General features: G+C 64.9%; 19 protein-coding genes. 12 read left to right on the top strand and 7 right to left on the bottom strand.

The features are described 5' to 3' along the window. Positions 1 to 55: 55 nt before the first annotated feature. The 7 genes from RB623_RS04185 (at position 56) to RB623_RS04155 (ending at position 8,581) form a co-directional block, all read left to right on the top strand. The gene (locus RB623_RS04185) at positions 56 to 1,174 is read left to right on the top strand and encodes a sugar ABC transporter substrate-binding protein (protein ID WP_308055509.1); all 1,119 of its coding nucleotides are present in this window, start codon (positions 56 to 58) and stop codon (positions 1,172 to 1,174) included. A gap of 68 nt (positions 1,175 to 1,242) precedes the next feature. Further along, positions 1,243 to 2,292 carry an ABC transporter permease gene (locus RB623_RS04180; RefSeq protein WP_308055508.1) on the top strand — a complete coding sequence of 350 codons (1,050 nt, stop codon included), beginning with the start codon at positions 1,243 to 1,245 and terminating at the stop codon, positions 2,290 to 2,292. Continuing rightward, positions 2,289 to 3,779: a sugar ABC transporter ATP-binding protein gene (locus tag RB623_RS04175; protein ID WP_308055507.1), complete on the top strand. Its 1,491-nt coding sequence runs from the start codon at positions 2,289 to 2,291 to the stop codon at positions 3,777 to 3,779. The genes RB623_RS04180 and RB623_RS04175 overlap by 4 nt, the downstream gene beginning before the upstream one ends. A 210-nt stretch (positions 3,780 to 3,989) precedes the next feature. Further along, complete coding sequence (locus tag RB623_RS04170; protein ID WP_308055506.1) at positions 3,990 to 4,757, top strand: SDR family NAD(P)-dependent oxidoreductase; 768 nt, start codon at positions 3,990 to 3,992, stop codon at positions 4,755 to 4,757. 65 nt (positions 4,758 to 4,822) lie between these two features. Next, positions 4,823 to 5,890: a sugar ABC transporter substrate-binding protein gene (locus RB623_RS04165; protein WP_308055505.1), complete on the top strand. Its 1,068-nt coding sequence runs from the start codon at positions 4,823 to 4,825 to the stop codon at positions 5,888 to 5,890. Between the two features lie 133 nt (positions 5,891 to 6,023). Beyond that, positions 6,024 to 7,586, top strand: a complete 1,563-nt coding sequence (locus RB623_RS04160; RefSeq protein ID WP_308055504.1) for a sugar ABC transporter ATP-binding protein — start codon at positions 6,024 to 6,026, stop codon at positions 7,584 to 7,586. After that, a complete protein-coding gene (locus tag RB623_RS04155) occupies positions 7,583 to 8,581 on the top strand; it encodes an ABC transporter permease (protein WP_308055503.1) in 999 nt (332 codons plus the stop codon). Before RB623_RS04160 ends, RB623_RS04155 begins: the two co-directional genes overlap by 4 nt. 7 nt (positions 8,582 to 8,588) lie before the next feature. On the opposite strand, the gene RB623_RS04150 is transcribed toward RB623_RS04155, so the two are convergent. The 7 genes from RB623_RS04150 to RB623_RS04120 form a co-directional block, all read right to left on the bottom strand. Next, positions 8,589 to 9,884, bottom strand: coding sequence for a hypothetical protein (locus RB623_RS04150; protein ID WP_308055502.1), 1,296 nt, complete (start codon positions 9,882 to 9,884; stop codon positions 8,589 to 8,591). Between the two features lie 91 nt (positions 9,885 to 9,975). Then, positions 9,976 to 11,496, bottom strand: a complete 1,521-nt coding sequence (locus RB623_RS04145) for a fumarate hydratase (RefSeq protein ID WP_308055501.1) — start codon at positions 11,494 to 11,496, stop codon at positions 9,976 to 9,978. A gap of 188 nt (positions 11,497 to 11,684) precedes the next feature. Continuing rightward, positions 11,685 to 12,533, bottom strand: a complete 849-nt coding sequence (locus RB623_RS04140; RefSeq protein ID WP_308055500.1) for a hypothetical protein — start codon at positions 12,531 to 12,533, stop codon at positions 11,685 to 11,687. A gap of 198 nt (positions 12,534 to 12,731) precedes the next feature. Continuing rightward, entirely contained in the window at positions 12,732 to 13,880 is a 1,149-nt protein-coding gene (locus RB623_RS04135; protein WP_308055499.1) for a CoA transferase, read from the bottom strand. Continuing rightward, on the bottom strand, positions 13,880 to 14,371 hold the full coding sequence (locus RB623_RS04130) for a MaoC family dehydratase (protein ID WP_308055498.1): 492 nt from the start codon (positions 14,369 to 14,371) through the stop codon (positions 13,880 to 13,882). The genes RB623_RS04135 and RB623_RS04130 overlap by 1 nt, the downstream gene beginning before the upstream one ends. A 6-nt stretch (positions 14,372 to 14,377) precedes the next feature. Further along, positions 14,378 to 14,614, bottom strand: coding sequence for a lipoyl domain-containing protein (locus tag RB623_RS04125; protein ID WP_308055497.1), 237 nt, complete (start codon positions 14,612 to 14,614; stop codon positions 14,378 to 14,380). A 100-nt stretch (positions 14,615 to 14,714) separates the two neighbouring features. Further along, positions 14,715 to 15,875 carry a sn-glycerol-3-phosphate ABC transporter ATP-binding protein UgpC gene (locus RB623_RS04120; RefSeq protein ID WP_308055496.1) on the bottom strand — a complete coding sequence of 387 codons (1,161 nt, stop codon included), beginning with the start codon at positions 15,873 to 15,875 and terminating at the stop codon, positions 14,715 to 14,717. Positions 15,876 to 16,039: 164 nt separating this feature from the next. Here RB623_RS04120 and RB623_RS04115 point away from each other — a divergent pair, with 164 nt between their 5' ends. From RB623_RS04115 to RB623_RS04095, 5 genes are all read left to right on the top strand, one after another. After that, the gene (locus tag RB623_RS04115) at positions 16,040 to 17,179 is read left to right on the top strand and encodes an enolase C-terminal domain-like protein (protein WP_308055495.1); all 1,140 of its coding nucleotides are present in this window, start codon (positions 16,040 to 16,042) and stop codon (positions 17,177 to 17,179) included. A gap of 26 nt (positions 17,180 to 17,205) precedes the next feature. Next, positions 17,206 to 18,003 carry an SDR family oxidoreductase gene (locus RB623_RS04110; RefSeq protein ID WP_308055494.1) on the top strand — a complete coding sequence of 266 codons (798 nt, stop codon included), beginning with the start codon at positions 17,206 to 17,208 and terminating at the stop codon, positions 18,001 to 18,003. 153 nt (positions 18,004 to 18,156) lie between these two features. Then, positions 18,157 to 18,633: a VOC family protein gene (locus tag RB623_RS04105; protein WP_308055493.1), complete on the top strand. Its 477-nt coding sequence runs from the start codon at positions 18,157 to 18,159 to the stop codon at positions 18,631 to 18,633. A 60-nt stretch (positions 18,634 to 18,693) separates the two neighbouring features. Then, positions 18,694 to 19,695 carry an alpha-ketoacid dehydrogenase subunit beta gene (locus RB623_RS04100; RefSeq protein WP_308055492.1) on the top strand — a complete coding sequence of 334 codons (1,002 nt, stop codon included), beginning with the start codon at positions 18,694 to 18,696 and terminating at the stop codon, positions 19,693 to 19,695. Positions 19,696 to 19,961: 266 nt separating this feature from the next. Continuing rightward, positions 19,962 to 21,011: a thiamine pyrophosphate-dependent dehydrogenase E1 component subunit alpha gene (locus RB623_RS04095; protein ID WP_308055491.1), complete on the top strand. Its 1,050-nt coding sequence runs from the start codon at positions 19,962 to 19,964 to the stop codon at positions 21,009 to 21,011. Positions 21,012 to 21,292: the final 281 nt, after the last annotated feature.

The following is a 21,292-nucleotide window of genomic DNA, read 5'->3' as shown; positions in this document are numbered from 1 at the left end:
CTGGCACGGGCGCCAAGGAAACACATGTGCGATCGACAACAATGGGAGGTTTGAAGTGAAGACGATCTACCAGCATATGCTTGCAGCCGCAGTCGGCTGCGCCGCCCTGGCGCTTGCCGGCGCCGCGCTCGCGCAGGAATCCAGCGAGAGCCAGATTCCGAAATCCGGCGACAAGGTCGAAGGCGCGCCCTTCGAGGTCAAGCGCGACTGGGGCACCTTCAAGCTCGCCGACCGCATCGCCGAAAAGATCAAGAACAACCAGCCGATCAACTACGTGTTCTCCTATCAGGCCTCGGGCATCCCGCTGTTCTCGCCGCAATACAAGGCGGGCTTCGAGATGGGCTGCAAGATGGGCAAGGAGATCTACCCAATGGAGTGTGCCTCCATCGCCCCCGTCCAGAACGACCCCAACATGCAGGTCAGCCAGATCGAAGCGAAGCTGGCGGCGGGCGAGATCGACTGCCTGAGCATCGAGCCGGTCTCTTCCGACGCCATGACCGCGATCACCAACAAGGTGATGGAACAGGGCATCCCGGTGTTCACGGCCGGCGTCACCTCGCGCGGCCACGAATTCACCAACTTCACCCAGATCCCGGACAAGGAAGGCGCCACCGCCGCCGAGACCGTGCTGAAGTGGATCAAGGACAACAACAAGACCGACATCAAGGTCTTTGCCGTCTCCGGCGGCGACCCCACGCAGTTCTGGGCGCAGGGCCGGATGAAGGGTTTTGAAGAAGGCATCAAGGCGGCCATTCCCGACGCTACTTTCGTCACGGCGGCGGCGAACGGCCTCAACACTTCCTATGAGCCGGGCAAGACCTACGACGTCTACAAGGCCTTCCTGCTCGCCAATCCCAACGTGCAGTTCATCCAGAACGTCGACATCGGCGCCGAACATGCCGACCGCGCAATCGTCGATCTCGGGCTGGAAGGCAAGGTCTTCACCATCGGCTGGAACTCCTCAAAAGGCCAGCTCGACGCCATCGAGAAGGGCATCCAGGTGGCGCAGCTCGACCAGCGCTGGCCCGACCAGGCCGCCTTTGGCGGACCGGCCTGCGCAAAATTCCTGAAGGACGGCGAAATCCTGCCCAACACGCAGACGCTGAAGGCCGTCATGAAGGCCGACGTTGCCAAGGCGCGCGAGGAACTCGACCGCACCCTGCAGGCAAAATAGCAACCAGCATTCCCGCGGGCGGGATTTCTCCCGCCCGCATTCCGTTTCAACGACGCCAGAGGTTCTTGATGACGACCGACACGACGCAGTCCGCCGCGCCGCGGCCCGCCGCAACGGGCGTCGGAAAGGCGACGCTCGACGTGGTGCTGCGGCTGGGGGGCCTGTTCCTGGCGGTCATCCTCGTCGCGCTGATCTTCATCTTCATCAATCCGAACTTCGCCAATCCCGTGCTCGGCGTCTCGGTGCTGCGCGCCATGAGTTCCGTCGCCATCATGGCGCTCGGCCTGACGCTCGTCATCGTGGTCGGCGAGATCGATCTCTCCTTCGGCGCCATGTACGGACTTGCGGCCAACACGCTTGCCGTCGTCTGGATCGTCATGGGCGTGTCGGTCTACCTCGCCATACCGATCGCCATCGGCGTCGGCGTGCTGGTCGGCCTGTTCAACGGGCTGATGGTGACAAGTTTCAGGATACCGTCCTTCATCGTGACGCTGGGCAGCTACAATCTGCTCTACGGCCTGTCGCTTTGGATTACCAACACCTCGACCTTCAATCCCAACTATCCGCCACCGGATGCGGAGATGCCTCAAGGCGAGCTGGATTTTTTCATCGGCCTGACCCAAAGCATCGGCCAATACCGCCTGTCGATCGAGGTCTTCTGGATGATCGGCATCGCGCTGGTGGTCGGCTTCCTGCTGCATCGGTCGCTGTTCGGCTTCCGGCTGATGGCGATCGGTGGCAACCCGGAGGCGGGCAAGCTCGCGCGGCTGCCGGTCAAGCGCTACAAGGTCACCGCCTTCATCCTCTGCTCCGTGCTGGCGGCCATTGCCGGCATCCTCGACTTCTCCTTCATCCAGACCAGCCAGCCCGATATCGGCCTATCGCAGACTTTTCCGGTGTTCGCCGCCGTCATCATCGGCGGCGCCAGCCTCTCGGGCGGCAAGGGCACGGTGATCGGCACGCTGGGCGGCGCGCTGCTGCTTGCCGAGTTGCAGATCGGCCTCGCCCTGCTCTCGCCCGGCCCGCACGTCCAGCAGATATTCCTCGGCGCGGTCACCATCGGCGCTGTGTCGCTCGACCTGTTCCTCACATCGCTGCGCAAGAGGCGCGCGGCATGAGCGCGACAAGCGGCATCAGCCTGCGCGGCGTCAGCAAAAACTACGGCAACACGATCGCGCTCGCCGGCATCGACCTCGACATCAAGCCCGGTGAAATTCTTGGCATCGCCGGCCCCAACGGCGCCGGCAAATCGACGCTGGTGCGCATCATCGGTGGTGAGGAGCGGCCGAGCGCCGGGGTCTTGAGCTTCGACGGAAAGCCGTGGTCGCCGGCCGACGACTGGCATGCGGTGGCGGTGGTTCATCAGGAGCCGCAGCTTTTCCCGAACCTGACGGTGGCGCAGAATGTCATGGCGGGTCGCGAAGGAACGGGCCGCGCCTGGCCGAAACTCCGCAGCGCCGACGCCGCCGTCATGGATGTGCTTGGCCTGGCGCCGTGGCGCGATACGGCGCTCTCCGACTGCTCGCTGGCGACTCAGCAACGCACCGAGATTGCCCGCGCCGTGGCCCGCCAGGCGCGCGTCTTCCTGTTCGACGAGCCTAACTCGGCGCTGACGGCGGAAGAATCCGACGAACTGTTTCGCGAGATGCACAAGCTCGCCGGGTCGGGCCGCATGGTGGTGCTGATCACCCATCGCCTCAACGATCTGGTCTCGCATTGCGCACGGGTAGCGGTGGTGCGCGACGGGCGCGTCCGCACGATCCTGTCCGGCGAGGCACTGACCGAAGAAGGGCTGGCGCGGCAACTCGTGACCGAGAGCGTGCAGGCCGCCCCCGCGGACGGCCGCGCCGCCGGCGCGAAATCGGCGAAGCCGCTCTTTTCCGTGCGCGGCTGGTCGCACCAGACCGCGTTCCGCGGCATCGACTTCGACGCCCATGCCGGCGAGATCGTCGCGCTGATGGGCGTCGAAGGCTCCGGCGCGCGCGAGTTGCTGCGCTCCTTCGCTGGGCTGGAGCGCACCACCGGTTCGATCAGGCTGGGCGAGACCGGCGATGTCGGGCTGCGCAGGCTCCGCTCCTACGTGCCGGCTACCCGCACGCTCAGCCTCTATTCGAATTTTTCCGTCGGCGAAAACCTTCTTGTGCGACTGGGCGTACCCGAAATCGCCTGGCCCGGCCTCGCCCTGAAGAAGGGACGGATGAAGCTGCTGGCACAGTCGGCAGTGAAGCGTTTCCTGGTCAAGACTGGCTCGATAAGCCAGCCGATCCGATCGCTCTCCGGCGGCAACCAGCAGAAAGTGGCGATTGCCCAGGCGCTGAACTGCTCACCCGAACTGCTGGTGCTGGAGGAGCCGACGCGCGGCGTCGACATCCATTCCAAGGGCGAGATCTATCGGCTGCTGCGCGACTATGCTGCCGGCGGCAAGGCCGTCGTGATTTTCTGTACCGAGGTGCTGGAGATTTTCGAGGTCGCGGACACCGCCTATGTGGTGTCCGACGGCCGGCTGTCGCCGCCGCTGTCTTCGGCCTCCTACGATCACGTCGAACAACTCGCCACCGACATCACCCGCCTCGAGGCACATGGCCGGGCGCCGCAGGCGGCGTGATACGAAGTGGCATCCGGCGGCTTTCTCTGTCCAGCAACGGCGAAGCCAAGGAAATGGAACCGATTTCTCGAAGAGAATTCCAGTGAAATTCGGAGCAGACAACAACTCTGATCCATTGCTTGACGATCGAAATGGAAACGATATTATCGCATCGAGAACGATAAAATCGTCACTCCGCCCTCGATGCTTTCGAGGGCGCCGGGAGGAACAATGCGGGGCTTGAAGGGAAAGGTCGCGGCCGTCACGGGCGCCGGTTCCGGTATCGGTCAGGCCGCCGCCATTCGGCTCGCCGAGGAAGGCTGCAAGGTTGCCGTTCTCGACTGGAAGGCCGATAGCGCCGAGAAGACGGCAGTCATGATCCGGGACGCCGGTGGCGAGGCGATCGTGATAAAGGTCGATGTCAGCGACGAGGCGGGCGTCGAGGCTGCGATGAGCAGCGTCGTCGAAGCCTTTGGACGGCTCGATATCCTCGTCTCCAATGCCGGCATCTTTTCCGGCGAACGCGACCGCAAGGTCGACGCCCTGCCCAAGGAAGTCTGGGACGAGATCGTCGGCGTCAACCTGACCGGCATGTATCTCGCCTGCAAGCACGGCGTGGCGGCCATCAAGCGCACCGCCGGCAAGGGCGCGGTGGTGCTGACCGGCTCGCCGACCGGCATGTCGGGCTGCACGCCGGCCAACATAGCTTACGGCTCGTCCAAGGGCGGCGTCCACGGACTGTCTCGGGTGATGGCGGTCGACCACGCGCCGGAAGGAATCCGCGTCAATGTCGTGGTGCCCGGCTTCACGCTGACGCCGATCGTGCGCGAATTGGTCGCCGACCCGAAAGTCTACGAGTGGCAGATCCAGAACATCCCGCTGCGCCGCGGCGCCGAGCCGGAGGAGATCGCCGGCGCGGTGGCGTTCCTGGCGTCGGACGATGCGTCCTACATGACCGGTTCGTTCATGTTCGTCGACGGGGGGCTGACCGCCATCTGAGACTGGCAAGGCGGCCGTTGCGGGCCGCGATACGACAACAGCAACGGAATTTTGGGAGGAATTTCATGCGCTTGATAACGACAACCTTGAAACTGGCGACCGTGGCGGCCGCCCTTCTGGCGAGCACCGCGTCCTGGGCAGCCGACGAGACGATCGGTTTCGTCACCCACGCGCAGGGCGACCCGTTCGTCCAGCAGATCATCGACGGCGCGCAGGCCGCAGCCAAGGATCTCGGCGTCACGCTGACTGTCGCCCAGCAGGCCGGCGGCGCGCCCGAAGGCCAGTTGAAACTGGTGCAGAACTTCGCCAATGCCGGCGCCAACGGGGTGGCTACCTCGGTGCCGGGCGAGTCCATGGCAGGCGCGCTCAACGAGTTGATCTCGTCCGGCGTGCCAATTGTTCAGTACAACCTGCTGAGCCAGGGCGTTAAGGCGCCCTATGTCGGCGAGAAGTCGGTCGAGAGCGGCCGCATCCTTGGCAAGATGATCGTCGAGAAACTCGGCGGCGCATCCGCCAAGGGCACCGTCATCATCGGCAACTGTTTCCCGGGTTTTCCGGTGCTGGAAAACCGCGCCAAGGGCGTGCAGGAATCGCTGAAGGCCGCCTCCGGCCTGAACGTGCTCGGCCCGTTCGACGTAAAAGTGTCCGCGGTGGACAACTACAACCGCTGGGAGCAGCTCTACGCCGCCAATCCCGATGCGGTCGCTCTGATCGGACTGTGCGCGCCGGACGTCACCAGCCTCGGCAAGCTGAACGCCGCCAATGGCGACAAGTTCGTGGCCGGCGGCTACGACCTGACGGAACTCAACCTGAAGGCGATCAAGGAAGGCCACGCCTATGTGACGATCGGCCAGAGCGCCTTCGTGCAGGGTTATCTGCCGATCGCGCTGCTGGTGAATTCGATCCGCAACGGCAAGGCGCTGGAGTCCGGCTTCTACAATTCCGGCTCGCAGATCGTCACCTCGGAGGGCGTCGACATGGCCAACGGCCTGCCCAAGATTTCCTTCGATGAAGCGGAAAAACTTGCCGCCGACCCTGCCGCCACCGCCGCCTACTACGCGCCGTGGACAAAATCGCTGACAGCCGAACTGCTGGGTGCCGCCCCACAGTCGATCGCCGCCGAGTCGGAGTGAGGTCCCTGGTTCAGAAGTCTTCGGAAGGCGGTCGCAGGACCGCCTTCCTTGTTCTTGGTCGTTGGCAGAGGCCGATTTTCGGGCTCCTCATTCGTTCGATGATATCGCCAAGCCGACCGGACGAGGCGCTCCGATGCCCTACATGGAACGCGGCAACGTGAACCCCAGCCCATCAACACCCCTGATCTCCGTGCGGCACCTCACCAAACGCTACGGCGGCGTGATCGCGCTGGCAGACATGAACCTCGAGGTCGAGCGCGGCACCATCCATGCGGTGGTCGGCGAGAACGGCGCCGGAAAATCGACGCTGATGAAGGTGCTCGCCGGCGCGGTGCATGCCGACAGCGGCGAGATATTGGTCGAGGACGCACCGGTGACGCTGGGTAGCCCCCGCGCCGCGCATCGCCAGGGCATCGGCATCGTCTACCAGGAACTCAGCCTGTTTCCCGAGCGCTCGGTGCTCGCCAACCTCTTCGTCAACCGCGAGCCGACGCGCCACGGCCTCATCTCGCTGAAGGCAATGGAGGACGAAAGCCGCGCCATGCTGGAGCGGCTCGGGCTCAACGTCGACGTGCGCGCCCCGCTCAGCCGCCTGTCCATCGGCGAACGGCAACTGGTCGAGCTCTGCCGGGTACTACTGGAGGAGCCGCGGCTGCTCATCCTCGACGAACCCAACTCGGCGCTGAACCGCCGCGAGACCGAGCGTCTGTTCGCCGTGCTGCAGGGTCTGCGCCGACGCGGCATCACCATGCTCTACGTCTCGCATCGGCTGGAAGAAGTGTTTTCGATCACCGACCGGATCACCGTGACGCGAAACGGCCGCGACGTGATGACCAAACCGACGGCAGACTTGACCATTCCCGAGGTGATCGAGGCGATGATTGGCCGCCAGCGCGAGGCGCTGTTCCCGCCGCCGTTGCCGCCCAAACCCGGCGTCGCCGAGCGCCACATCGAGGTCTCAAATCTTTCCGGCGGACGGCTGGAGCATGTTTCCTTCGCCGCCCGGTCCGGCGAGGTCGTCGGCCTGGCGGGGCTCGAAGGTTCGGGCGTCACCGATATCCTCGAAATCCTGTTCGGCATCCGCCAGGCGCGAAGCGGCAGCGTCGCTTTTCCGGACGGCCGCGGCTTGCCGAAAAACCCCACGGATGCCGCGAAACGCCGCGTCTGCCTCGTGCCCGCCGACCGGCGCAAGAACGGATTGATGCTCGACAAGTCGATCATGTTCAACATCTCCAATGTCTTCGTCGGCGCGCGCGGCGACGGGCCTGTCTGGTACTTGCCGAAAGACGCTTTTGGGCGTGCCCGCCGCCAGATCGAGGCGCTGCGCATCAAGGCGGGTTCGGCCTGGTCACTCGCCAACTCGCTTTCCGGCGGCAACCAGCAGAAGGTGGTCATCGGCAAATGGCTGGAGATCGGCCCCGACGTCTTCCTGCTCGACGATCCGACCCGCGGCGTCGATGTCGGGGCAAAACGCGAGATCTACGGCCTGATCCGAAAAATGTCGGCCGATGGCGGCATTGTGCTGTTCAGCTCGACCGAACTGCCGGAACTGATCGGACTGTGCGACCGCATCCTCGTCGTCTACCAGGGCCGCCTGGTGGGCGAGGTCAAGGGCGGCGAAACCGACAACCGCGCGCTGCTGCGCCTGATCAACACCGGCGATCTTTCCGCCGAGAACTCCAGGGCCGCGTCATGAACGAAACCTCACTTGCCCCGGCGCGCCGCCGCTTCACGCTGCCCGACGAGATCGGCGTGATCGCCGCCCTTGTCGCCATGATGGTGATCGTCGGCGTGGCGCGGCCGCGTTTCCTCAACCCGATCAATCTTTTCGCCCTGCTCGGCAACACGACGTTCCTGGGCATGCTGGCGCTCGGCATGGTGTTCCTGCTCGCCATCCGCGAGATCGATCTGTCGGTCGGCTGGATGTTCAATTTTGCCGCCGTCTTCGCAGCGATCCTGATGGTCGCAGGCCTCAATCCGTGGCTCGCCGCCTTTGCCGGGATAATCTTTGGCGCCGGCCTGGGTTTCGTGAACGGCATTCTGGTCGTCGGCCTGCGCCTGCCTGCCGTCATCGTCACGCTCGGCACCTATTCGATGTTCCAGGGCGCCTCGCTGGTCGCCAACCAGGGCCGCGCCATCGTGCCGTCGGATACGTCGAGCAATTTCTTCAGCATCATCTCGACGAAACTGTTCGGCGTGCTGCCGGTGGCCGCGCTGGTCTTCGTGGTGCTGGCGGTGGTCATGCACTTCGTGCTTCACCGCACCCGCTTCGGTTATCGCGTGCAGGCGGTCGGCAGCAATCCGGAGGCAGCCCGCTTTGCCGGCATCCCGACCGGCAAGGTAAGATTGCAGACGCTGGTGATGATGGGCGCGCTGTGCGGCCTGTCGGGCGTCATGTATGTCGGCTTCCGCGGCGCCATCGACCCGCAGGAGGGATCGGATTTCGTGCTCGTAGTGATTGCCGCCGTCATCATCGGCGGCACGCCGCTCGGCGGCGGCCACGGCACCATCATCGGCGCGGTGGTCGGCATGATGATCATCCAGGTGATCTCCAGCGGCCTGATCTTCTTCGGCATCGACGCCACCTGGTCAACCTTCGTCACCGGCGCCGTCATCGTGCTCGCCGTGGCGCTCGACCAATTGATCAAGTACCAGCGCGCCACGCGAGCGGAGCGGATAGCGCGGGGCTGATCGCGCTTCAGATCACCACGAAATCCGCCGCGGTAAGCCCGAGCCCCACGGCAACCGTGGCGAACTGGACCCGCGCGCCGGCGGCGGTTCCATCGGCGTCGAAGAACAGCCTGCCGGTGTCGAACTCGAAGATCACCCGGTCGCTGGCGTCGCCGGCAAGCCCGGTGGAATTCGCGCGGAAAGCGACGGCGGCCAGTGCTCCGGCCGCCAGTCCGGTGAAGAAGGCGTTGTCGATCTGGATCGTATCGTCGGCCACGCTGAAGTCGGTGATCGTGTCGACATTGGTCGACGCGCTCAGGGCCGAATTGAAGATGAAGATGTCGGCTCCGGTATGGCCGGTCAACGAATCGTTGCCCCCATACCCCTTGATGATGTCGTTGCCGGCGCCGCCGTTCAGAGCATTGGTTGCCGAATTGCCGAACACCGAATCGTTGTAGCTCGACCCCGAAAGGTTTTCGATCGAGGCAAAACTGTCGCCGAAGGCATCGCCGGTGTTGATGGTCGGGTTTGCCAGGCTGACGATGACCGCCTTTGTCGCCGAAGCGTAGGAGGCCCGGTCGCTGCCGCTGCCGCCGTTGAGCACGTCGGCGCCCGCGCCGCCCATCAACGTGTCGTTGCCGGCTTCGCCGAAAAAGGCGTCGTCGGCAGCGCCGCCATAGACCCTGTCGTTCTCGCTGCCTGCAAGCACCTTGCCGTCGAGGGTGCCCAGCCTGCCGTCGTAAAGGTCTTCATTGTCGCCGAGCAGGACGTCGCCGATCATCAGTCCCTTGTTGACGATGCGCTCGATGGAATCGCCGGCCGAATAGGAATAGCTGTTGGCGCCGCCAAAGATCGTGCCGTAGTTGGTCACCACGAGGGTCTCCCGGACGTCGGAGTTCTGCCGCCCGATGCCGGTGTGGTCGCCGTGGATCAGCCCATGATTGACGATGGTCGACTGGCCGCCATCCGTCGAGGTCGTGTACATGGTGATGCCGCTGCTGCCGCGGATCTCGCCATAGTTGGCGACTGTGTGCTCGCCGCCGCTCAAATAGATGCCGCTATGGAAGCTCGCGCTTACGGTTCCGGTTTCTCCGACGACGACATGGTTGTTCCGGGCGAGATCATTGTTGTTGAGAATGCCCATGTAGTCGCCGAACACGTAGCCGTCGATCGTGTACTCATGGTCATCCGTCGTTCCGGCGATTGCCTGGTTTTCGGTAGAGCCGACGGTGATCCCGCCGGCGACATAGACGTGTTCGCCAGCAAGGAGCGTCTCCTGGATGCCTGGACCGACGCGATCCTGAAAGATGATCTTGGTTGGCATTGGCGAACCTCCGGATTTTGTCGAGCTGATCCGATCTCAATCAAGGTATTTGACGCCAGCGTAGGCCATGACGCAAAGACTTCCAAGCAGTTCAACTTGCCGCGTCGGCAATCACCTTCCGCCATATCTTCGGCCCGCTCTCGTGGACCGACTGTCCGGTCACGTCGACGGCGACCGTTACCGGCATGTCCTTGACCTCGAATTCGTGGATCGCCTCCATGCCGAGATCCTCGAAGGCGAGCACGCGTGCCGACTTGATCGATTTCGAGATGAGGTAGGCCGCGCCGCCGACCGCGATCATGTAGGGCGCGCCGTATTTGCGGATCGCCTCGACCGCCGCCGGGCCGCGCTCCGCCTTGCCGATCATGCCGAGCAGGCCGGTTTCGCGCAGCACGAGGTCGGCAAAGTCGTCCATGCGGGTGGAGGTGGTGGGGCCGGCCGGGCCGACCGCCTCGTCGCGCACCGCCTTGACCGGCCCGACATAATAGATGACGCGGTTCCTCAGATCGACCGGCAGAGGCTCGCCGCGCTGCAGCAGTTGCGCGATGCGCTTGTGCGCGGCGTCGCGTCCAGTCAGCAGGCGGCCGGAAAGCAGCAGCGTCTCGCCGGCGCGCCAGGTCGCCGCCTCCTCGCGCGTGAGTGTGTCGAGGTTGACGCGCCGCACCGCGCCGCCCGCCTCTTCCAGGAAGATTTCCGGCCAGTCGCCGATGTCGGGCGGGTCGGCGAAGACCGGGCCGCTGCCGTCGAGGGTCAGCTTGATGTGGCGGTTGGCGGCGCATTGCGGGATGAGCGCCACCGGCTTCGACGCGGCATGCGATGGGTAGGTCGCGATCTTGACGTCGACGACCGAAGTCAACCCGCCCAGCCCCTGCGCGCCGATGCCAAGCGCGTTGACCTTCTCATAAATCTCGATACGCATTTCCTCGAGGGGGTTGCTTGGCCCGCGCCGCAAAAGATCGAGCATGTCAATCTTGTCGTTCAGCACCTCCTTGGCCAGCAGCATCGCCTTTTCCGCGTCGCCGCCGACGCCGATGCCAATCATGCCGGGCGGACACCAGCCGCTGCCGAGCCCCTCCATAGTCCTCACCACCCAGTCGACCACGGAGGCGGCCGGATTGAGGGTGACGAAGCGCGCCTTGTTCTCCGAGCCGCCGCCCTTTGCCGCGACGGTCAGTTCGATGGTGCCCCCCGGCACCAGTTCGACATGGGTAATCGCCGGCGTGTTGTCGCGCGTGTTGATCCGCGAAAACAGCGGATCGGCGACCATCGACGGCCGCAGCGGATTCTGTTCGTCCAGATAGGCTGAGCGCACGCCGGCATTGACCAGATCGGCAAAACTTTCGTCTGCCTCGATGCGCACGTCCATGCCGATCTTTGCGAAGACGACAACCAGCCCGGTATCCTGGCAGATCGGGCGCCGCCCGAACGCCGCCATGCGCGAATTGACAAGGATCTGGGCGATGGCGTTTTTGGCCGCCGGGCTTTGCTCGTGCTCATAGGCTGCCGCGAGATGACTGATATAATCCGGTGGGTGATAGCAGGAGATGTATTGCAGCGCGCCGGTGATCGTCCTGGAGATGTCGCTGCCGGAGATGGTGACGGGAGGTGCCATTTGTATCTTGGATCCCTGGGAGCCGACGCTCACATCAAACCCTGAACGCCTACCGATCGATCTAAGCAGGTTCGGCCGGCCTGGCCAACGGATGAGACGGTATTTTCGGACAGCACAGATCGCCGACACGGGGCGGAAAGGACCCGCGCCGGCGGTCGATTCTTCGCCTGGCAAAGTCCGAGGCAACATCAGGACGTGTCGGGGGATTCCAGCGCGTACACGGCCAGCGCATGGGCATGCGCCAGAATCTCGTCGATCTCGCGGATGTTGCGCGGATGGGTCGCGTGCGGGTCGTAGCGCGACAGCCGGCCGCCGGGCGGACGGCCGCGCCGCAGCGGCGAGATGCGCCGAAACCGGACTGCGGCACGATTTTGTCCGCCCTGCTTGCCTTGCGCGACTGCGGCGCGGGCTTCCCTTTGCCGCGCAATTGCTGCGTCGTGACGCACCTTCCAGCGGGCGAAACGTTGTGCCTGTCCCGGCAGGTCGTCGAGCGCCCGGCCCAACGCCTCCAGCCGCAAGGCGAGCCGCGATGCGTTGACTGGATCGTCGGGCGACGGCGGGGCAGGCAGGGGACGGTACGGTGCGCTGAAATCGAGCGACATGATGCGCGGCACGGTGCGGGCGGGCACATAACGGCGGCGAATGCGGAACGGATTTTTCAGCGGGTCGAGCAGCGACAGGTTTAGGACGCGCGGGCGGGCGGCGCGTTTGGCGGCGGCTCTCTTGGCTGCTTCGGCGCGAGCATGATCGGCATGCGACATGGTGACGGCGATGCCGAGGCTGCGCAGGACCGGCTCGACAGGTTTGGGCTTCGGCTTTCGCGGCCGAAACGGCGGCAGGGTTACGACGAGACCGCGCGCTGCCGCGATGATCAGCCGCCGCGCCGCCGCTTCGGCCGGACGCAGCAGTTTGAGGATGGCGCGGTGGAGATGGCGCGGCAGGGTGACCCCATCGCCCAGCTCGGCCATGCCGACAAGCATCGCCAGCAAGCGCTTCAGCGCCTCCCAGTTCTTGTCGATCGCCGGACTTCTCTCCATCCCACCGCCTCCTTCGAGCACAGGCAACCGGGATTATCGCCCAGGTTGGAGCGGGGGGATAAGTTTTGAGAAAATAATCCTGACAGATGCTGACGATCGTCGCTTCTGTTGAGATTCAACAAAGCGGTTGCCCCTCGGGCAGAGTTCATGGCCGAGCCGAACACTTCCCCGCCTTCAAGCACAGACCTCGCGCAGGCTTCACCCCACCGCATCCTCCTCGCGCAGCGGCCCCAGCACGGCATCGTTGTCGGCGGCGAAGGGTTTTCCGGCATGGCGCAACCGGCCGGGCGTCTTCGACAGGTTCGCCAGCATGTTCTGCATGACGATGCCGTCGACTTCCGTGATCATGCCGCGCGCCTTGAAATGCGGGTCGGCAAAGATGTCGCGCATGTCGAGCACCTTTGCGATCGCAGCGTCGACGCGGCGGAACTCGGCCAGCACCGTCTCCGAAGACCGCTCCGCGATCCAGGCACTGATCCATTCCTCCAGCGCCTCGCGGTTGGCGCTGCGCGCCTGGAAGGACGAAAAGCGCTCGTCGCCGGAGAGACCGACTAGGTCGAGAACCCGCCGGGCGATGCTGTCGGACGAACTCGACACCGCCACCCACACGCCGTCGGCGCAGCGATAGGTGCCGCGCGGAACCGTGTATGGAATGCCGGAGCCAAGCCGCGGCTGCAGATAGCCCATATGCGCATAGGCCGAGACCAGCGGCCCCATGATCTGGAACATCGACTGCAGCAGGTTGACGTCGACCACCTGCCCCACGCCGGTGCGTTCGGCATGGCGGACCGCGACCAGCGTGGCGAAAGCGCCGCCCAATGCGGTCACCTCGTCGGTCAGCGCGATCGGCGGCAGCAGCGGCGGCCCGTCGGCCTCGCCGAGCAGGCCGGCGAAACCCGACAGCGCCTCGGCGATGGTGGCGAAACCCGGATGCTGCGCATAGGGCCCGTCCTGACCGAAACCGCTGACGCGCAGGATGACCAGCCGCGGATTCTTTTCGTGCAGCGCTTCCGGCGAAAACCCCAGCGCTTCCAGCTTGCCGGGCCGCATGTTCTCGATCAGCACGTCCGCATCTTCGAGCAGCCGCCAGAGATCGGCCTTGCCCTGCTTCGACTTGAGGTCGAGCGAGACGACCTGCTTATTGCGGTTGACCAACTTCCAGAAATAGGCGTCGGTTTCGCCCGGACCGGTCCAGCCCATGCGGCGCGTCGGGTCGCCGCCGGGAGACTCGACCTTTATGACCTCGGCGCCGAAATCGGCGAGATATCGGCCGCTGCCAGGCCCCGCCACCACGGTGGCGAGCTCGATGACTTTTATCCCGGCAAGCGGGCCTTCAATCGCGTCCATCACGCCTCCCCGGCAGGACGCATCGGCAAAAGCACCGACCGCGTGAAGGTGCAGACCTTCGTTTCGTCCTGTTTGAAACCGTCCGTGCGCACCGTCAGCACGCCCTGCCCCGGCCGCGACTGCGACGGCCTGGTGGAAAGGACTTCGGTGACGCCGTAGAGCGTGTCGCCGTGGAAGAGCGGCGCGAGATGCTTGAGTTCACGCACGCCCAGATTGGCGATGGCGCGGCCGGAAATGTCGCGCACGCTCATGCCGGCCAGCAGCGAATAGACATAGGTGCCGACGACGACGTTGCGCCCGAACTCGGTCTCGTGCTCGCCATAGTGGCGGTCGGTGTGGATCGAGCTGGCGGAGTGCGTGAGCAGGCAGAAGAGATGGTCCTCCGCCTCCGTCACCGTGTGTCCCGGCCAATGCCGGAACACGTCACCAACCTCGTATTCGTCCAGATACAGGCCGAAATGTTCTTGCCGTGCATCGTGGACGCGGGGCATCGCTCTCTAGGCCTCCAGTACCAGGGTCGGGGCGCCGGTCGGCACTTCTTCTCCGACCTTGATCAAGATGTCGCGCACCGTGCCGGCAAACGGCGCCGGCACTTCGAGCTGCGCCTTGTCGGTTTCGACGACGAACAGGTTCTGGCCCTCGGCGACCGCGTCGCCCACCTTCACCAGCAATTCCATGATCACCACCTCGTTGGCGGCGTCGCCGACTTTCGGCATCTTCAGGGTCGACCGCATAGGCTGCCTTTCTTTTGAAACGTTTCCAGACTTGGACGGCTGCCCGCCCCGGGGCAGCCTCGCCCCCTTCCGATAGGAGAAAAACCAGGCCGCGTCGACATCACAATGCGGCTCCGCTGACGGCATCGAACAGCCTTATCCGGTCCGGATCGGCGGTCAGTGCTATCTTCTGCCCAAGCGCGGGCGCGGCGCGCGACGAAACCCGCATCTGGATGCGCTGCACACCGCCATCCGGCGAGGCGCCATTGCCGGCGGAGCCGTTCGCCGCCGCCTCTTCCGCCTGCCGCACGCGGATCGAAGGATCGTCGAGAACGATCGTCACATAGGCTTCTGGCTCGATGCTTTCGACGAAGTCTACGGTGCCGGGGAGCGCGCCCGCCGCCGCTTCGGCACGCGGCCGCCACGAAAGATGTTCGGGGCGGATGCCGGCCAGCACGCGTTCGGATTGCCCGGCCTTGGCCCGCGTGCCGAGCCCTATCTCGGCCGCTCCGATCCGCACGAAAGCACCGTCGCCGGCGAGAGCGCCCTCCAGAAAGTTCATCGCCGGACTGCCGATAAAACCCGCCACGAACAGGTTTTTCGGCGCCTCGTAGAGGTTTTTCGGCGTGTCGTATTGCTGCAGCGTGCCGCGGGAGAACACGGCGACGCGATTGCCCAGCGTCATCGCCTCGACCTGGTCGTGGGTGACGTGGATGGTCGTCACCCCGAGCCGCTGGTGCAGTCGCCCGAGCTCGGCACGCAACTGCACGCGCAGCTTGGCATCGAGGTTGGACAGCGGCTCGTCGAGCAGGAAGGCTTGTGGATGGCGCACGATGGCGCGGCCCATGGCGACGCGCTGGCGCTGCCCACCGGAGAGCTGGCCGGGCTTGCGGTCGAGCAAGTCCTTCAGGTCGAGGATGCGCGCCGCCTCGTTGACCCGTTCGTCGATTGCCGCCTGCGGGAACTTTCTGAGTTCCAGCGCGAAGGCGATGTTCTGGCGCACCGTCATGGTCGGATAGAGCGCATAATTCTGGAACACCATGGCGATGTCGCGGTTGCGCGAGGCGACCTCGTTCACGACCTTGCCGTTGATCGCGACCGTACCGCCGCTGATCTTTTCCAACCCGGCGATCATCCTGAGCAGCGTCGATTTCCCGCAGCCGGACGGGCCGACGAAGACGACGAACTCGCCGTCTTCGATGTCGAGATCGACGGACCTGACGGCGGCAACCGTGCCCCCGCCATAGGTCTTGCTCAAGTCCCTGAGGGTTATCGACCCCATCCGCTCCGCCGCTCGACAAAGGGGCCGCGCTGGCCCAATCGCGGAACAGTCGTAGACAGCCGAATCCCTCTTGTCAATCGTTTGACTTTAGGCAATCAATCGGTTGACTAGTCTGCCGGCGGCTCGTAACGTCGCGACCAAAGAGACAACGGGGAAACGTTTCAATGGCGAAGTCGGCCATCATCAAGGATGTCAGCGTCGCGACCATCCAGGCGCAGTTGCCGGCCCCGGTGGTCTTCGGCGACTGGGTCATGAAGATCCGCGAATTCGCAACCGTGAGGGTACGCACATCGACGGGACACGAAGGCTGGGCATTCACGCTGACGCGCGACGGCGCGGTCGCCGAGCAGATCCGCAAGAGCATCGCCCCAGTCTATGTCGGCACCGACATCGCCGACCGCGAGGCGACCTACAGGACGACGAAGGGACGCACCTACGGCTCCCATAGCGCCGGCATCGGACTACGGGCGCTTTCCATCGTCGACCTCGCCGCCTGGGATGCGGCCGCCAAGATCGCCGACAAGTCGATCGCCGAGTTCCTCGGCGGGCAGGCAAAGCCGATGCCGGCGACCTGCATCATCGGTTATCCGCCGGCGATCATGCCGCCGGAGAAGACCGGCGCGCAGACGGCGGAGTTTTATGCCAATGGCTGGCGGCGCTTCAAGGCGCCGATGGGGGCGACATGGGAGATCTCGGGCGCGCGCCTTCGCGCCGCCCGCGCCGCGGCACCCGACGCCTGGCTGGGAACCGACCTTGTCTGGATGTTCAAGACTGTCGACGAAGCGGCCGCCTACGCCAACAGCATCGCCGACATCGGCATGGGCTGCATCGAGGACATTTTTCCGCCCGGCAACGCTCGCATGCTCGCCGAACTGCGCAAGCGCGTGCCGATGCCGATCTGGCAGGGCGACGAACAGGGCGGCTCCTATTACCCGGAAGCGCTGATCATGGCGAAGTCCGTCGATCGCGTGCGCGTCGACCTGACCTGCATGGGCGGCATCACCGGCGGCCGGGCCGTTATCGACGAATGTCTGGCGGCGGGCGTCGATTTCGGCCCACATATGTTTCCGCACACCCACAGCCAAGTGTTCAGCGCCTGGGGTTTCGACGACAAGCCGATCGAGTGGGGCGTGCCATGGACGGGCGTGCACCCATACGACGATGCGCTCGCCCAGCCGGAGATCATCGAGGATGGATTGATGAAACCGCTGCCGCAGGGGCCGGGATTCGGCAAAATGATCGACAAGGAGTGGTGCCTGAGCCAGCCGCATCAGGATCCCGACCATATTCTCCAGGACCAATAGTTGCCACCGCGATCGGTCACAAAACCATGACGGACGAACCTTCCGTACCTGCCAACTACGCGAAAACGCTGTTCGACCTCGAGGGCCGCGTCGCGGTGGTCACCGGCGCCGGCAGCGGGCTGGGCGCGGCCATGGCAATCGGCTACGCGCAGGTGGGCGTCGACGTTGTGCTTGCCGACATCAACATGGAAGGCATGGAGGCGACGCGTGCCACCATTGCCGAGCAAGGCGGCAAGGCGGAAATCCAAAAGCTCGACGTGACCGACCGAGCTGCCTGTTTCGCGCTTGCCGACAAGGTCGCGGCCTCGCGCGGCCATGTCGATATTCTCGTCAACAGCGCGGGCTCGGCCTTCAGAAGCCCGGCGGAAGAGTTCCCGGAGGAGAAATTCAACTTCATCCTCGATCTGAACCTCAAGGGCACGTATTTCTGCTGCCAGGCTTTTGGCGGCAAGATGCTGAAACAAGGCAAGGGGTCGGTGATCAACATCGCCTCGATCGGCTCCTTCACCGCCTATCCTTGGGCCAGCGCCTATCTGGCGTCGAAGGGCGGCGTGCTGCAGGTGACCAAGGCGCTGGCGCTGGAATGGCGCGACCGCGGCGTGAGGGTCAACGGCATCGGCCCGACACTGATGGAATCGCCGCTGACCAAGGCGGCAGGGCAAAAGACCTCTATCACCGCCGATTTCATCAAGGCGCGCATGCTGCGCCCTCGCCTCGGCCTGCCGCGCGAACTGATCGGCACGGCGATCTTCCTCGCCAGCGATGCCTCCGAACTCGTCACAGGGCACATCGTGATGTGCGACGACGGGTATATGACGCAGTGATGATGAGGCTTACGAATTCACCCCCACCCCTAACCCCTCCCCACAAGGGGGAGGGGGGACACCGTCAGCGCTCTCACAACCAAACTCGGAGACGTCGGCGCCGGCCCCTCCGAGTCCCCCTCGGGGTGAATTCATCGCAACAGCGAGACGATAATGGCCAAGATCACCAAGGGACACCACACCGGCTTCACCGTAACGTCGCTGGAGCGCTCGGTTCACTTCTACCGCGACCTGCTCGGGCTGGAACTGGTCTTCCAGTGGAATCCCAGGGCGGCTTACATCGGCGAACTGGTCGGTTATCCCGATGTCGACCTGCATGGCGCTATCCTGCGCGTGCCCGGAACGGAAACGTTTCTGGAGCTTCTCGAATACCGGAACGTCCCGCAGGACCGCGTCGACATGGCAAACGGCAACATCGGCAACGGTCACATAGCGTTTACCGTCGACGATTTGGAAACGTTTCACAAAAATCTTGCGGAAGCCGGGGTAAAAAGCGTATCTCCTCCGGTGACGCCGACGATCGGTCCGAACAAGGGTGGCCGGGCGGTCTATCTGATCGATCCGGACGGCTTTCGAGTCGAGCTGATCCAGACGGCGACAGGGTTCGGAGACTACAAACCGGCCGCTTGACGCGGTCTAATCAGCCGGCCTCGACGCAGGCCGGGCCAGCAGGGAGGTGTTGAAGTGGCCATGATGCGTATGCGTCAGGCGGTGATGAAGGCACTCGACGACGCGCTTCGCGAGGACCCCACCGTGATCATGATGGGCGAGGATATCGCCGCCGCCGGCGGGCCGTTCAAGGTGACCGAGGGCCTGCTCGAAATCCACGGCCCACAGCGGGTGATCGACACGCCGATTTCGGAAATGGCCTTCATGGGCGCAGCCGTTGGCGCCGCCGTCTGCGGCATGAAGCCGGTGGTCGAGATGATGTTCATCGAGTTCATCGGCGTCGCGCTCGATCAGTTGACGACCCAGGCCGCCACCATGCGCTACCTGTCGCGCGGCCGGCTGACCACGCCGCTGGTGGTGCGCGCCTCCGCCGGCGCCGGCCAGGGTTTCGGATGCCAGCACTCGCAGATGCTCGACCACTGGTTCCGCGGCACGCCGGGCCTCAAGGTCTGCGTGGCGTCGGGCTCACGCTCGGTGTACGGCCTGCTGCGGTCGGCGATCGAGGACCCGGATCCGGTGGTCGTGCTGGAGCCGCGCATCCTTTATGGCGAGCGCGACGATTTCGACGAGCCGGACACCTTCCGCATCCCGCTCGGCAAGGCCGAGGTGGTGCGGGAAGGCAATGACGCGACCATCGTCGCCTGCGGCCAGATGGTGCGCGTGGCGAAGAAGGCGGCCGAGCAGGACGGGCTCGACGCCGAGGTCATCGACCTGCTGACCATCTGGCCATGGGATCGTGAGACCATCCTGAAATCGGTCCGAAAGACTGGCCGCCTCGTCACCGTCGAAGAAGCCACCGCCGGCAGCGGCTGGGGCGGCGATATTGTTGCAACCGTCTCGACAGAACTGTTCGGCGCGTTGAAGGCGCCGCCGCTGCGCATCACCCTGCCCGACGCGCCTGTACCCTACAATGGTGAACTCGAGGCCCGTTACCTGCCCAGCCCCGACTACGTCGCCGCGCAGACGGCATCGCTCGTATCCAAGAACCGCATCCCGGAACCCTGGTGGAGGAAGGCGTCATGACGGCTAGCCTGCATTTCTCGCACTCCATGCGGCCTGCGCCGGTTCAAGAAGCCGGCAGGGCAGGAGCGGCGCGAAGGGCGATGCGGGGCCATCGGGCGAGCGGCGCGACGAACCCTGCCGGCTTCTTCAACCGGCCCTTCGGGTTGCCTTTCGGCGGGCGCCTATGGCGTCGGGCGGCTCGACCGTATTCCCGATATGGCGCTTCGCCGCCCGACGCCATATCCGCCGCGCCGAAAGAGCAACGCAGGTCACATGGAGTGTGAGAAATGCAGGCTAAGAACTCGAACACCCCAATCGCCCGCCGCGAGGCGCTGGAAGACCGCATCGAGCAATTGAAGCGCATGATGGAAATCCGCCTCGTCGAGGAGCGCATCCAGAAGCTGTTTTCCGACGGCTATGTGCGCGGCTCGACGCATCTGGCCAACGGCCAGGAGGCTGTCGCGGTCGGCATCGCCCGCACCATCGACCCGGACGACATCGTCACCTGCACCTATCGCGGCCACAGCCACGCGCTGGCGCTCGGCGCCACGCCGCAGGGCGTGCTCGGCGAAATCTGCGGCCGCACCATCGGCTGCGCCGGTGGACTGGGCGGCTCCATGCACCTGGTCGAGCCGAGCGTCGGCCTGATGCCGACGGCGGCCATCATCGGCGCCGGCCTGCCGATCGCCTGCGGCGCGGCGATTGCCGCCAAGGCGCGCGGCACCGACCGGGTCGCCGTGGCGATCTTCGGCGACGGTTCGGCCAATATCGGCGCCTTCCACGAATCGCTGAATTTCGCGGCGATCCAGAAGCTGCCGGTGGTCTTCATCTGCGAGAACAATCTCTACGGCGAATACAGCCGCATCAACCTGACGACGCCGATCGAGGATATCGCCATCCGCGCCACCAGCTATGCGATGCCCGGCGTCATCGTCGACGGCCAGGACGTAGATGCGGTCGCGGCGGCGATGGAGACCGCGGTCGCGCGGGCGCGTGCCGGCGACGGCCCGTCGCTAATGGAGATGAAGACCTACCGCTATTCCGGCCATTCGCGATCCGACCCGGCGACCTACCGTCTGCCGGGCGAACTCGACCAATGGCTGAAGCGCGACCCGATCAATCTCTTTGCCGACAAGCTCGTCGGTGAAGGCTCGCTGGATGCTGGCGGTGTTGAAACCCTGCGCACGCAGATGAAGGCCGAAGTCGAAGGCGCGACGCAAGAAGTGCTTGCCGCTCCGCAGCCGGAGATGATCGAAATGCTGTCGCACATCAATGCAGCCGGTCCTGGCGCAGACCGCCGCGTGACCTTCTGGGACGACCGCGCCGGCAAGCGCTGAGCATGTGCCAAGGCAGCGGGTCCGGGGTCAACGAGCCGAGTTCGGAGCCCCGCGTCGGCGGAGAGCACCGTTGACAGAACGGGCGCTGCCTGCACTGTGCCGGGACGGCGGGCATCCCGTCCGCCGTCACACCAGAGCGTTTCTTGCTCAGATTGAATCATTCTGTTTGCCGTTTGGCGGGCGCCCACTTCGTCAGGCCGCTTGCCCGGGCAACCAGCCCGATCTGCGCGGCCTTCCTTGTGGATCGCCTCGCCAAACGGCAAACAGAATGATTCAATCTG

The organism is Mesorhizobium sp. LHD-90 (assembly GCF_030929505.1).
Lineage (GTDB): Bacteria > Pseudomonadota > Alphaproteobacteria > Rhizobiales > Rhizobiaceae > Kumtagia.
Note: the sequence above shows the minus strand (reverse complement) of the source record. Positions and strands in the feature narration are given on the sequence as shown.

What these genes read in the sequence shown, in the direction of transcription:
- RB623_RS04180 (WP_308055508.1), top strand. Translation starts at nt 1,243, where the DNA reads ATGACGACCGACACGACGCAGTCCGCCGCGCCGCGGCCCGCCGCAACG.
- RB623_RS04175 (WP_308055507.1), top strand. Translation starts at nt 2,289, where the DNA reads ATGAGCGCGACAAGCGGCATCAGCCTGCGCGGCGTCAGCAAAAACTAC.
- RB623_RS04170 (WP_308055506.1), top strand. Translation starts at nt 3,990, where the DNA reads ATGCGGGGCTTGAAGGGAAAGGTCGCGGCCGTCACGGGCGCCGGTTCC.
- RB623_RS04165 (WP_308055505.1), top strand. Translation starts at nt 4,823, where the DNA reads ATGCGCTTGATAACGACAACCTTGAAACTGGCGACCGTGGCGGCCGCC.
- RB623_RS04160 (WP_308055504.1), top strand. Translation starts at nt 6,024, where the DNA reads ATGCCCTACATGGAACGCGGCAACGTGAACCCCAGCCCATCAACACCC.
- RB623_RS04155 (WP_308055503.1), top strand. Translation starts at nt 7,583, where the DNA reads ATGAACGAAACCTCACTTGCCCCGGCGCGCCGCCGCTTCACGCTGCCC.
- RB623_RS04150 (WP_308055502.1), bottom strand. Translation starts at nt 9,884, where the DNA reads ATGCCAACCAAGATCATCTTTCAGGATCGCGTCGGTCCAGGCATCCAG.
- RB623_RS04145 (WP_308055501.1), bottom strand. Translation starts at nt 11,496, where the DNA reads ATGGCACCTCCCGTCACCATCTCCGGCAGCGACATCTCCAGGACGATC.
- RB623_RS04140 (WP_308055500.1), bottom strand. Translation starts at nt 12,533, where the DNA reads ATGGAGAGAAGTCCGGCGATCGACAAGAACTGGGAGGCGCTGAAGCGC.
- RB623_RS04135 (WP_308055499.1), bottom strand. Translation starts at nt 13,880, where the DNA reads ATGGACGCGATTGAAGGCCCGCTTGCCGGGATAAAAGTCATCGAGCTC.
- RB623_RS04130 (WP_308055498.1), bottom strand. Translation starts at nt 14,371, where the DNA reads ATGCCCCGCGTCCACGATGCACGGCAAGAACATTTCGGCCTGTATCTG.
- RB623_RS04125 (WP_308055497.1), bottom strand. Translation starts at nt 14,614, where the DNA reads ATGCGGTCGACCCTGAAGATGCCGAAAGTCGGCGACGCCGCCAACGAG.
- RB623_RS04120 (WP_308055496.1), bottom strand. Translation starts at nt 15,875, where the DNA reads ATGGGGTCGATAACCCTCAGGGACTTGAGCAAGACCTATGGCGGGGGC.
- RB623_RS04115 (WP_308055495.1), top strand. Translation starts at nt 16,040, where the DNA reads ATGGCGAAGTCGGCCATCATCAAGGATGTCAGCGTCGCGACCATCCAG.
- RB623_RS04110 (WP_308055494.1), top strand. Translation starts at nt 17,206, where the DNA reads ATGACGGACGAACCTTCCGTACCTGCCAACTACGCGAAAACGCTGTTC.
- RB623_RS04105 (WP_308055493.1), top strand. Translation starts at nt 18,157, where the DNA reads ATGGCCAAGATCACCAAGGGACACCACACCGGCTTCACCGTAACGTCG.
- RB623_RS04100 (WP_308055492.1), top strand. Translation starts at nt 18,694, where the DNA reads ATGATGCGTATGCGTCAGGCGGTGATGAAGGCACTCGACGACGCGCTT.
- RB623_RS04095 (WP_308055491.1), top strand. Translation starts at nt 19,962, where the DNA reads ATGCAGGCTAAGAACTCGAACACCCCAATCGCCCGCCGCGAGGCGCTG.